This window comes from uncultured Gemella sp. (genome assembly GCF_963525875.1).
In the GTDB taxonomy this organism is placed as follows: domain Bacteria; phylum Bacillota; class Bacilli; order Staphylococcales; family Gemellaceae; genus Gemella.
On record NZ_CAURMG010000040.1, the window covers coordinates 1 to 12,752 of the forward strand.

Below are 12,752 nucleotides of genomic sequence, written 5' to 3' on the forward strand. Positions count from 1 at the left end.
TAAATGTTTCTAATAATATCATCAGAAGAATCGACTCTTCTTTAAAGATCATTTCTTCAAATTCTTTAACAAAAACTTCAAACTTTTCTTTAACGGCAGCTATCTCTGCATTTGGTAGTTTTTGCGCTTCTTCTTTTGCTAGTTTAAACAAATCTCTTATTTCATCATCAACCCCCCACATAACCTTAGGTGGTGCATCATGTCCATATCTCTCCATTACAGGAAACATAAGTTCTTCTTTGCGTTTATAATGAATATCAAATTGCCCTAATAATTGCAACTGACGAAGCAATCCTTTTAAAACAGCTTCTTTAGTTTCACCTTCATCTAATTTAGCATAATTATCTAAAATTCGACGAACTCGAATAATTGCAGCTCTTAAAGCTAGATTCTCCTGTTTAAACACTTGAACTGGATGTCCTGGATGCTCACTATCTTCAACTTCTACATTTTTTATAGCACCTTTAAACAAATTAGCATGTACATTACATAACTTCATTACATCTTCAAAAGTCACTCCAGAATCTGAATTTATAAGCTCATGCTCCATTAAAGATATCTCAATCGCAGATACTCCAGAAAAATGCTCATCAAACTCCGCCTGTACTGATTCTGCAGGTTCCCCATTATGAAGTCGTATTAATATATCCCGTAAAACTTCAATTCTCTTAGTAGCCATTAGTCTAATCCTACTACTTCATATCCATTAGCTTCTAATGTAGCAATAATTGTTTCAAGTTTAATCCCTGCCAACTTCGAACCCATTCTAAGTGAAGTCTTTCTCCCTACAGTATTTCTCATAATTGGATTAGCCAAAGGCTTAAAACCTAAATCTACTAAAATATCCAACACTTCTGGATGTTTGTCAACAACTTGTGCAACTGGTATACTCACATCTATAATATTATCCATTTCTAATTCCCTCACTGCTTTATATTAATACTATAATTATACCATAACCCACTGATAATCGCTATCAAATTAAAAATAAAATAGTAAAAAGGTGCAACTTAGATCTATCTATGCTACACCTATAATTTTAAAATAAATTTTATTGGAAAATTTCCTATAAATTATTTCTCCACTCAAGAAGTTTTTCTACATCTTTTTGTTTGATATAATCACTTGCTACCGCTTCTTCGATTAAGTAGTTATAGTTAGTTAATGTATGATACTCTACCTTATCTGCTGCAAAAGCATCTTGTGCTTTCTTAAGTTCATAACTAAATATCGCCACAACTCCTAAGACTACTGCTCCAGCTTCTTCTAATGCTTTAGCTACTTTTAATGAAGATAATCCAGTTGAGATTAAGTCTTCAATAATAACAACTTTTTGTCCTTCTAGTAATCTACCTTCGATTTGATTTGTTTTCCCATGTTTTTTAGCTGAATCTCTAACGTAAATCATAGGTAAATCAAGAACTTCACTTATCCACGCAGCGTGTGGAATACCTGCTGTCGCTGTACCAGCAACTACTTCTACTTCTGGGAATTTAGCTTTAATTACTTCGCTCATTCCTGCAGCTATTTCACGACGAATCGCTGGATAAGACATTGTAATTCTGTTATCACAGTAAATTGGTGATTTAATTCCAGATGTCCAAGTGAAATAATCATTTGGTCTTAATGCCACTGCTTCAATATCTAATAAGTGTTTTGCAATTTTTCTTTCTAATGTCATGTTCTTCTCCTTTATGTTATCTGTATATTTTTATTTTACGAATTGACTTTTTATTAGTTTATAAACTTCAAGTGGATTTTCTGATTTAGTTATAGAACGTCCAACCACGATGTGTGTACTTCCTTCTTCATTAGCAACAGTTGGGGTTGCTACACGTTTTTGATCTCCTACTTCATCTGTTTCTAATCTTATTCCTGGAGTTACTTTTAAGAAGTCATCCCCACAGTTTTCTCTAATTAATCTTGCTTCCCAAACTGATGAAACTACTCCATCGAGTCCTGCTCTTTTAGCTAGTTTAGCATAATTTATTACACTCTCTTCTAGAGATACAGCAATTAGTTGCTCTTCTTTCATCGCCTCTTCTGAAGTTGAAGTTAATTGTGTTATTGCTATTACATTAGTATCTACACTACCACCTTCAACCATTCCTCGTTTTGCTGCTTTTAGCATTTCATAGCCACCTGCAGCATGTACAGTAAGAATATCAACTTTGAATTTTGCTAATCCTTTTGTCGCACCATAAACTGTATTAGGAATATCATGTAGTTTAAGATCTAAGAATATCTTATGCCCCAATTCTTTAATTTTTTCAATAACAACAGGTCCATTTTGTAGGTATAATTCCATCCCTACTTTTACAAATAATTTTTCTTCACCAAATTTTTCTAAAAAATTTAAAGTATCTTCCAAAGTTGGAAAGTCTAACGCTATTATTACATCTTTATTCATAATATTTCTCCTTTTTATTTATATGCACGACCACGAAGTTCTAGTATATGTCCTACTCCTAGTTCATCAAGTGCCGCTTCTAACTTATCAATAATTTTTGGGCAAGCATACGGATCCGTAAAATTTGCTGTACCTACTGCTACCGCACTCGCTCCAGCAGAGATAAAATCAATAACATCCCACTCATCCATAATTCCTCCCATTCCTATAATAGGAATATTTACAGCTTGGCTCACTTGATAAACCATTCTTATAGCTACAGGTTTCACCGCAGGTCCTGATAATCCACCAGTTACATTCGCAATAATTGGTTTTCCAGTCTTTTTATCTAACCTTACACCTACTAATGTATTTATCATTGTAATACCATCAGCCCCACCTTCTTCAACAGCTTTAGCCATAGCTACGATATCAGTAACATTAGGTGAAAGTTTTACATAAACAGGTACACTAGATACCTCTTTTACTTTTCTAGTTAAATTTTTTGCTGTTTCTGGATCTGTTCCGAACTGAATTCCTCCATGTTTAACATTAGGACAAGATATATTTAACTCTAATGCATGAACATTGGGTGCTTTACTTATATGTTCTGCTACATATACATAATCATCTATTTCACTTCCTGCCACATTAGCAATAATAGGAACATCATATTTTTCTAATTCTTTTAATTTAGTTTCTAATATTTCGTGAACTCCAGGATTTTGTAGACCTATTGCATTCAACATCCCACTAGAAGTTTCAGCGACACGTGGTGTAGGATTTCCAAAACGTGGTTCTTTTGTGGCTGCTTTAATCATGATTGCTCCAAGTCTACTTAGATCATAAAAGTTAGCATATTCTAAACCGAATGCAAAACATCCTGATGCTGGCATTACAGGATTTTTTAAATCTAATCCCGGTAATTTTACTCGTAATCTTTCGCTCATAAATTCCTCCTATAATGCTATTTCTTTCGAATCATATACAGGTCCATCGTAACAAACACGTGAGATAGAACCATCAATTTTTTCACAAACACATGCGTAACATGCACCAACTCCACAAGCCATTCTCTCTTCTAGAGAAATATATCCCATCTTTTCTTCATCCATCTTAGTTAATGCTTTTAACATAGCAAATGGACCACAACTATAATACTTATCATAGTCAACTTCATAATTTTTTATAACATCAGTAACAAAACCTTTTTCTCCATAACTTCCATCAACCGTAGCAACATAAGTTGTACCAAGCTCCGCAAATTTTTCTTCATAAAACACATCTTTCACATTATTAAAACCTAAAATATGTACTGTGTTTACCCCTTGTTTTCTAAATTGCTTTGCCAGTTCATATAACGGTGGAACTCCAATTCCTCCACCTACTAGCAATGCAGTTTGCCCTTTTTCTAGTGTATAAACATCATATCCTTTTCCTAATGGTCCTAATACATCTACTAAATTACCTGTTTCTAATTCAGATATTCTCTTAGTACCTGCTCCATCTGCTCTGTAGACCATCACAAATGTATTTTTTTCTTTATTAATTTCACAAATTGAAATAGGTCTTCTTAATAAAAACTCATAGCTGTTGCTTACTTTAATATTTACAAATTGTCCTGGTGTATTCATTTCTTTAACTACATCACCTTGCAGTTCGATTCTAAATATTTTATCTGCTACTTGTTCATTACTGATTACTGTTGCTAAATAAGTATCCATTCAATGCTCCTTCTGTAATGAAGAAGGGAAAAAATTTCCCCTTCTTCTTCATTTTTTATTTTATAGTGGTAATATATCAAATGAGATTGATTCTAGTACTTTTAGTAGCGCATCTGCTGTATCTAATGATGTTAAACATACAACCTCTTGTTCACTCGCTACACGACGAATCTTGAATCCGTCTTTTGTTACATCTTTATCTTTTGAAGTAGTGTTAACTACAACATCCACATCTCCATTATATATAGCGTCTAGTACACTATAATCACTTTGATTAATTTTTCCTACTGGCGTAACTCTTAATCCATTTTCATCTAGGTACTTAGCTGTTCCTTCTGTAGCTAATAGGTTGTATCCTAAACCGAAGAATCGTTTTGCTATATTTAATGCTTCTTCTTTATCATCATCACTAATTGTGAATAAGATATTTCCTTGATCACTTACTTTGATTCCTGCTGCAAGAAGTCCTTTATAAAGTGATTTTTCTAGAGTTCTATCACTACCCATTACTTCTCCAGTTGATTTCATCTCAGGTCCAAGAGTAGTATCAACATCTTTTAGTTTTTGGAAACTAAATACCGGTACTTTAGTGTAAACATTCTGTGCTTCTGGTAACAATCCAGTTTCATATCCTTTAGATTTTAGTGTTTCTCCAATGATAGCTCCAGCAGCAAGTTTCGCCATTGGAACTCCTGTGATTTTACTTAAGAATGGTACGGTTCTTGAGCTTCGTGGGTTAACTTCTAGTACAAATACTTCACCTTTACTGATTACATATTGAATATTTAATAATCCAACGATGTTTAATCCTTTTGCTAATTTAATTGTATATTCTATTAACTTAGCTTTTTCACCTTCTGTCAGTGTTTGAGGTGGATATACTGCTATAGAGTCCCCTGAGTGAACCCCTGCTCTTTCGATATGTTCCATAATACCTGGAATAATTACTGTTTCACCATCACTAATAGCATCTACTTCTATCTCACGACCAACTAAATATCTATCAGTTAGTACTGGGTGTTCTGGTGTGAGTTTTACTGCTGTTTTCATATAACGACGTAATTCAGCTTCTTCATAAACTATTTCCATAGCTCGTCCACCAAGTACATATGATGGTCTTACTAATACAGGGTATCCAATTTCTTCTGCATTCTTAACCGCTGTTTCTACATCAAATGCTGTTTTTCCAAGTGGTTGTGGAATATCTAGTTTGTGTAATAATTCTTCAAATTTATCTCTATCTTCTGCGTTATCGATTTCTTCTAAAGCAGTACCTAGAATTTTCACGCCGTGTTTTTCTAATTTAGCCGCTAGGTTAATCGCTGTTTGCCCACCGAATTGAACTACAACTCCTAGTGGATTTTCATGATTAATTATCGCCATTACATCTTCTTCAGTTAATGGCTCGAAGTAGAGTTTATCAGAGATTGTAAAATCTGTAGAAACTGTTTCTGGGTTGTTGTTAACGATGATTGCTTCATAACCTGCATCTTTAATTGCCATTACCGCGTGTACTGTTGCGTAGTCGAACTCTACCCCTTGTCCGATTCGGATAGGACCAGATCCTAGTACAACAATTTTTTTCTTATCGCTAACGATTGATTCTTGCTCTTGTTCATAACTTGAGTAGAAGTAAGGCGTTTCTGAGACGAACTCAGCTGCACATGTATCTACCATTTTGAATACTGGAGTTATTTTGTTTTCTTGACGAAGGTTGTAAATATCATCTTCTGTCACTCCCCATCTGTGTGCAATTACCTTATCAGAGAATCCATATTTTTTAGCATATTCTAGTAAATCTACATTTCCAACATTGTCTTTTAATTCATGCTCAATATCAATGATATTTTGCATTTTCTCTAAGAAGAACATGTCAATTTTTGTAATATCGTGAATATCTTTTGTGCTTTGTCCACGTCTTAACGCTTCTCCGATGAAGAATAATCTTTCATCTCCAGCTTGTTTAATCTTGTCAATAATTTCTTCTAATGTGAAGTCATCTCCATTAGGTAATCCAAGGTGGTGCACTCCATATTCTAGTGAACGGATAGCTTTTAATAAACTTTCTTCATAAGTTCTACCCATCGCCATTACTTCACCAGTAGCTTTCATTTGTGTTCCTAATTTTCTATCCGCATTTTCAAATTTATCAAATGGGAAACGTGGAATTTTACTTACTACATAGTCAAGCGTTGGTTCGAAACAAGCATATGAGTTTTGTGTAACTGGGTTTATTATTTCATCAAGAGTTAATCCTACAGCAATTTTCGCTGCGATTTTCGCGATTGGATATCCTGTTGCTTTTGATGCTAAGGCTGATGAACGTGATACCCTTGGGTTAACCTCGATAATATAGTATTTGAATGAATTTGGATCAAGTGCAAGTTGTACGTTACATCCTCCTTCAATTTTTAAAGCTCTAATAATTTTTAATGATACATTACGTAGCATGTGGTACTCTCTATCTGTTAATGTTTGAGAAGGTGCTACTACTACTGAATCTCCCGTGTGAATTCCAACAGGGTCAATGTTTTCCATGTTACATACAACAATCGCTGTATCATTAGAGTCACGCATTACTTCGTATTCAATTTCTTTAAATCCTGCGATAGATTTTTCTAATAAACATTGAGTAACTGGTGAATAGTGTAATCCACTACTTACAATTTCTTCTAAATCTTTCTCATCGTAACAGATACCACCACCTGTTCCTCCCATCGTAAAGGCAGGACGAACAATTACAGGATAACCTATTTCAGCAACGAAATCTCTAGCTTCGTCTAAATTTGTAATAATTGCTGATTCTGGAACTGGTTCGTTTAGTTCATTCATTAGGTTACGGAATAATTCTCTATCCTCTGCTTGTTCGATTGAACTTAATTTCGTTCCTAGTAATTCAACTCCGTATTTATCTAAAATTCCACTTTTGTGTAACTCGACTGCAAGGTTTAACCCCACTTGTCCTCCTAATGTTGGAAGTAATGCATCAGGTCTTTCTTTTCTTATAATTTTACTTACAAACTCAAGAGTTAACGGTTCCATATAAACCTTATCTGCAATTTCTTTGTCAGTCATTATTGTCGCTGGGTTAGAGTTAACTAAGATAACTTCATACCCTTCTTCTCTTAAAGATAGACACGCTTGAGTTCCTGCATAGTCAAACTCAGCTGCTTGACCTATTGTAATTGGTCCAGATCCTATTACTAATATTGTTTTTATATCATTACGTTTTGGCATTTTTATTCTCCTTAGTTTTGCATTGATACTTGATAGTTTTCAGGTTAATTCCTATTTATTTTCTTTGAATTCTCTCATATTATCTATAAATTGATCGAATAAGTAGTTAGGATCGTGCGGTCCTGGTGATGCTTCTGGGTGATATTGTACTGAAAATACTGGATATTTTTTGTGTCGTACCCCTTCACATGTTTTATCATTTACTGATAGGTGTGTAAGCTCTAAATCTGTATCTTTTAGTGAGTCGATATCTACACTGAAACCATGGTTTTGTGAAGTAATATCTACTTTTCCAGTTATTAAGTTTTTAACTGGGTGGTTAGCCCCACGGTGACCAAATTTAAGTTTATAAGTTTTTGCTCCTGATGCTAATGCGATAAGTTGGTGCCCCATACAAATTCCAAAAACTGGAATTTTCGGCATAACTTCTTTAAGCATCTCGATTGTTTCTGGTACATCTTCTGGGTCTCCAGGTCCATTACTTAACATGATTCCATCCGGATTAAGTCTGAAGATTTCCGCAGCAGTTACATTATGAGGAACTACAACGATATCACAATTACGTTCATTTAATTCTCTAAGTATTCCTGATTTCATACCGAAGTCTACTAGTACTACTCTATATCCATTTCCTGAAGATAAGAAAGCTTTCTGAGTTGAAACTTGTTCAATTTGGTTCGTTGGTAAATCAGTTTTTCTAAGATTTTCTAATTGCTCTTCTGGATCCATGCAAAGGTCAGTGATTATCCCTTTGATCGTACCGTGTTCTCTTATTTTTCTTGTTAAACTACGTGTATCAATCCCTGAAATTCCAGGTATATTAAGTTCTTTTAATACTTCATCTAAACTGTATTCCGTTCTGAAGTTAGAAGGTTTTTTACAAACTTCCCTAACGATAAGTCCTTTAATACTAGGATTAATTGTTTCAAAGTCATCTCTGTTGATTCCGTAGTTTCCGATTAATGGATAAGTAAATGTTACTATTTGTCCATTGTATGATGGATCTGAAAGTGTTTCTTGATATCCCGTCATACCTGTGTTAAATACTACTTCTCCCGCTAATGCTCTGTTAGCGCCAAATCCATATCCTTTATATACTGTTCCATCTTCTAAAATTAATTGTCTATCGTAACTGTACATCTTTGTTCTCTCTTTCTAAGTTTTTTATTTTTTAAACTTCAAATACTTCACTATCTTTGTATGCAACTTGACCTTCACATAATGTTAATACTGGTATTCCATAAATTTCTTCTCCAACATACGGTGTGTTTCTACCTTTTGACAAGAATTTTTCCGGATCAATTTTCAGTGATTTTTCTAAGTCGATTACTACTAGGTCCGCGAACCCACCTTCTTCTAAACGTCCATATGGTAAGTCGAAAGTATCTGCAACTTTTTCAGTCATTAGTTTAACTAGTAAGTCTAGTGAGAATACTCCAGTTTTTACAAACTTCGTATAAAGTTGGCTAAATGCTGTTTCACTTCCTACAATTCCAAATGCAGCTTTTCTCATTGATAAATCTTTTTCGTGAGTAGCATGTGGTGCGTGGTCTGTTGCTATTACATCTATTGTTCCATCTAATAGACCTGCAATAAGAGCATTTCTATCTTCACGCGCTCTTAGCGGTGGATTCATCTTCCACATTCCGTTATCTTCTGGGATATCCATTTCATCACTAATAAGGTGGTGAGGACACACTTCACAAGTTACTTTGATTCCTGCTGCCTTCGCCTCTCTTACTACCCTCACTGATTCTTTAGTAGATACGTGACAAACATGGTAGTGACATCCTGCTGCTTCAGCTAAAAGAACATCACGTGCAATCTGAACACTCTCACATACTGAAGGAATACCTGGTAAATCTAATTCACGACTTCTACGTCCACAGTGCATACATCCTCCGCGGATTAATGAGTTATCTTCACAGTGAGCTACGATTGCTTTATTTAATTTAGCAGCAACCATCATTGATTCATACATCATATTCGCATCTTGTACTCCTCTACCATCATCACTGAAGGCGAAGACATGCTCAGCTAATTCTTCAAAATCAGCATATTCTTTTCCTTCTTCCCCTTTTGTTATAGCTCCAAAAGGAATCGCTCTAATTACTGAATCACGCTCGATAATGTCTAATTGTAATTTTAAATTCTCATAGCAGTCTGGTACTGGATTTAAGTTCGGCATTGGCATTGCTGTAGTGAATCCACCACGTGCCGCTGCTCTTGAAGCATGATAAATATTTTCTTTGTATTCAAATCCTGGTTCTCTCCAGTGTACGTGAACATCTATAAATCCTGGTGAAACGAATTTCCCTTCTAGGTCTAATACCTTAGCTCCGTTTTCTTCAATGTTTTCAGAGATTTTTACGATTTTCTTATCTTCAACCAAAATATCTCTTTCTACTAATACACCATTTTCTAAAATTTTACCGTTTTTTAAAAGTAACATATGCTTCTCCTCTTTATAAATTATTATCTTTAATTATTTTTTCTATCATTGCCTGTCTCATAAACATTCCGTTTTTCATCTGTTCAAAAATTACCGATTTAGGTGCTTCAACTAGTTCCGATGCTATTTCCATATCTCTATTCACAGGTGCTGGATGCATCACTATTGCAGAATCTTTTAATCTCTCATAGCGTTCTTTAGTTAATCCGAAGTTATTGTGATATTCATCTTTACTTAGTCCCATTTTAGAGTCATGTCTTTCATGTTGAACTCTTAACAACATACAAACATCAACTTCTTCAACTACCTTATCGAAGTCTACTACTTCTCCAAGCGTCTCGTCCTTAAAAATATCTGGACAAACAAATCTTACTCTTGCTCCTAATCTTGTAAGCATGTTGTAATTACTTCTTGCCACACGAGAATTTTTAATATCCCCTGCGATGATTACATTAAGATTTTCGAACGTTCCAAACTTCTCGTACATCGTCATTAAGTCAAGTAAACATTGACTCGGGTGTTCTCCACTACCATCTCCTCCACTTAAAATCGGAATATTCAAGTTAGTCAATTCATTGTAGTAAGCATCTTGCCCGTGTCTAATAACCAACATGTTACAACCTAACATTTCTAATGTTTTACAAGTATCGTATAAAGTTTCCCCTTTATTTACCGATGAAGTTGCTACTTCAAAATTAATTACATTCAATCTGTGTTTATGTTCAGCTACCTCAAAACTATGTTTCGTTCTAGTTGAGTTTTCAAAAAATAAGTTTGCTACATATAAGTCTTCTCTTGGTTCTACCTGCTTACCATTTTTCAACTCTAAAGCTCTTTCTATCAGTTGATAAACTTCTTCGTTTGTTAAATCCGACATTTTTACTATATTTCTCATAGCACTTCCTCCATTTTGTATAAAAAAATACCTTGTATCCATTTGGCTACAAGGTATGACTGTTCATCAACTATTAAATTCAAGTTATTATCTGGGTATAGTTATACTTAAATATAGCTATACTCAAATAAAGTATAAACTTTAAATTCAATCCCTTGTTAGCCTCTCTGGACTACCTTAAAAAGATTTTATATTTAAATTAATAATATTTCTTCAACATCATCTACTTCATTTAAATGAACTTTTACATTTTCTTTTCTTGAAGTAGGAATATTTTTTCCAATATGATCTGCTCTAATAGGCAGTTCTCTATGTCCTCTATCTACAAGAATAGCAAGACGAATTGCTTTTGGACGACTTGCATCCATTATGGCATCTATCGCCGCTCTTACCGTTCTTCCTGTATAAAGAACATCATCTACAATAATTACAACTTTGTTTGTCAAATCAAGTTTAAAACGTGGAACTTTTATTTCAGGTTCTTCACTTATTTTTTCTAAATCATCACGATAAAATTTTATATCAAGTGTTTCTACTGGAATATTAGTATTTTCAATTTCTTTTATTTTTTGTTTTAATCTTTTGGCGATATGAATCCCTCTAGTTTGAATACCTACTAAAACTATATCATCTAATTTATTTTGTTCGATAATTTCATTCGCAATTCTAGTAATCATTCTAGAAATCATTGTTTCGTCGAAAAGAATTCGTTTTTTCATACTTCACCTCAAAAAAATAGCCTACTCTATTGAGCAGGACAGCATAAATAAACTTGATTTTCCAATTAATAAATCTTTGCTGACCTCTCTGGATCACATTAAAGATGTGTTATTCAAATTATCAATATTATATACCATAATAGAAGATTTGTCAAATGTATAATGGATTATTGGAGATAACAAGCATCTCTGTTAATTCCAAAAGTAAATTCCATTTCAAATAAAAAACTGGAATTTAAGTTGAAACTATTTTTTTAACTGGAACTTAAATTGAGACTAAATAATCATGGAAAGATATTTATCTAACTTTATTACGTTATTTTAAATTCTCTTTATATTGTGTTTAAAGAAATCCTTGATTCTATCTTAATACTTTGTGAAATTAGTTGATGGTGTGGTATCCTGTGATATAGCATTTCTAAAGGTTTCAATCATCATCTGTGTTTCCACAATCTTTTCGACATCAACACTTTCATCAATGATATTATCTGCAAAATGTCCATCCTGGTTCAAGTACGAAAAAAGAGCAAGTGATTTTTCCTGTCCACCTGTTCTAAATACTTTTCATATTCTCTTTCCCGCCAGTAGACTTTGTATATATCCTCACTGACTTTGACTTTTTGTCCACCTACATATAGATAATATTCTTTTTTCATTTTGAAGTCCTCCGTTTCTTTTGACCGACTGTTTTTCAGGCAAAAAAGGAGGACTTCTACACTTAGGTATACGAAGTCCTCTAAAAAAACGGAAGAATAAGAATACTTCTTTAGCTACACTTGCGTATTTCAGTTTGCATCTGAAACAATAACCTACTATAGAGATTATATAAAAGAGAAATGTTTTTTTTCTTTGGTATTTCTAACACTAGATGTTTAGATTCTTCCATATTCGTTTCCTCCATTTTATCAATAATCTAAATAGTCAGTATCTTTATCTTCTTCACACATAATTGATTTTTATTCATTTTTTAAGTTTCTATTCTATCAAATAGTTTGATAATCTCAGAATCCGAAAATCCTAAGACATATAGTTTTTCAAACAATATTTTTGTTAGCCTGTTAAAATTCTGATTTCTTAACTCAATTATTTTCTTCTCACTTTCAATAACAAAAAAACCTTTACTTCCACGACTAACAATCACCCCCTGTTTCTCAAGAACTTTTAATGCTTTTGGGACGGTTGCAGGATTACATTCTTCCCTATCTGCTAAAGTCCTTATAGGCAGCATCTATTGCCCCGGTACATACTTACCTCTTAAAACAGTTGCTCTTATAACAGATGCTATTTGTAAATATGGATACATATTCACTTAACCTTTTTATTTTTCCTTCCTCGT

At 33.7% G+C, this 12,752-nt stretch carries 12 protein-coding genes and 1 pseudogene; all 13 read right to left on the bottom strand.

What is annotated here, in order from left to right; translation table 11 throughout:
• On the bottom strand, window positions 1-679 hold a 679-nt coding region (locus RWQ73_RS06615), incomplete at its 3' end, for a DUF438 domain-containing protein (RefSeq protein ID WP_314407502.1).
• A complete protein-coding gene (locus RWQ73_RS06620) occupies window positions 679-912 on the bottom strand; it encodes a DUF1858 domain-containing protein (protein ID WP_003144696.1) in 234 nt (77 codons plus the stop codon). The genes RWQ73_RS06615 and RWQ73_RS06620, both read right to left, overlap by 1 nt.
• Window positions 913-1,066: 154 nt before the next feature.
• Window positions 1,067-1,681: an orotate phosphoribosyltransferase gene (pyrE, locus tag RWQ73_RS06625; RefSeq protein ID WP_314407504.1), complete on the bottom strand. Its 615-nt coding sequence runs from the start codon at window positions 1,679-1,681 to the stop codon at window positions 1,067-1,069.
• A gap of 30 nt (window positions 1,682-1,711) precedes the next feature.
• Window positions 1,712-2,410, bottom strand: a complete 699-nt coding sequence (gene pyrF, locus RWQ73_RS06630; protein WP_314407506.1) for an orotidine-5'-phosphate decarboxylase — start codon at window positions 2,408-2,410, stop codon at window positions 1,712-1,714.
• A 14-nt stretch (window positions 2,411-2,424) separates the two neighbouring features.
• On the bottom strand, window positions 2,425-3,339 hold the full coding sequence (locus RWQ73_RS06635; protein ID WP_314407508.1) for a dihydroorotate dehydrogenase: 915 nt from the start codon (window positions 3,337-3,339) through the stop codon (window positions 2,425-2,427).
• A gap of 9 nt (window positions 3,340-3,348) precedes the next feature.
• Entirely contained in the window at window positions 3,349-4,113 is a 765-nt protein-coding gene (locus RWQ73_RS06640; RefSeq protein WP_314407510.1) for a dihydroorotate dehydrogenase electron transfer subunit, read from the bottom strand.
• Between the two features lie 60 nt (window positions 4,114-4,173).
• The gene (carB, locus tag RWQ73_RS06645) at window positions 4,174-7,350 is read right to left on the bottom strand and encodes a carbamoyl-phosphate synthase large subunit (RefSeq protein ID WP_314407511.1); all 3,177 of its coding nucleotides are present in this window, start codon (window positions 7,348-7,350) and stop codon (window positions 4,174-4,176) included.
• Window positions 7,351-7,401: 51 nt separating this feature from the next.
• On the bottom strand, window positions 7,402-8,490 hold the full coding sequence (gene carA, locus RWQ73_RS06650; RefSeq protein WP_314407513.1) for a glutamine-hydrolyzing carbamoyl-phosphate synthase small subunit: 1,089 nt from the start codon (window positions 8,488-8,490) through the stop codon (window positions 7,402-7,404).
• A gap of 31 nt (window positions 8,491-8,521) precedes the next feature.
• Entirely contained in the window at window positions 8,522-9,802 is a 1,281-nt protein-coding gene (locus tag RWQ73_RS06655; protein ID WP_314407515.1) for a dihydroorotase, read from the bottom strand.
• Window positions 9,803-9,815: 13 nt separating this feature from the next.
• Entirely contained in the window at window positions 9,816-10,697 is an 882-nt protein-coding gene (locus RWQ73_RS06660) for an aspartate carbamoyltransferase catalytic subunit (RefSeq protein ID WP_314407517.1), read from the bottom strand.
• Window positions 10,698-10,891: 194 nt separating this feature from the next.
• Window positions 10,892-11,416 carry a bifunctional pyr operon transcriptional regulator/uracil phosphoribosyltransferase PyrR gene (pyrR, locus tag RWQ73_RS06665; RefSeq protein ID WP_314407519.1) on the bottom strand — a complete coding sequence of 175 codons (525 nt, stop codon included), beginning with the start codon at window positions 11,414-11,416 and terminating at the stop codon, window positions 10,892-10,894.
• 402 nt (window positions 11,417-11,818) lie between these two features.
• Window positions 11,819-12,072 (bottom strand): annotated as a pseudogene (locus RWQ73_RS06670) (sigma-70 family RNA polymerase sigma factor); the annotation flags it as partial.
• Between the two features lie 311 nt (window positions 12,073-12,383).
• Window positions 12,384-12,644: a GntR family transcriptional regulator gene (locus RWQ73_RS06675; protein WP_314407521.1), complete on the bottom strand. Its 261-nt coding sequence runs from the start codon at window positions 12,642-12,644 to the stop codon at window positions 12,384-12,386.
• Between the last annotated feature and the right edge of the window lie 108 nt (window positions 12,645-12,752).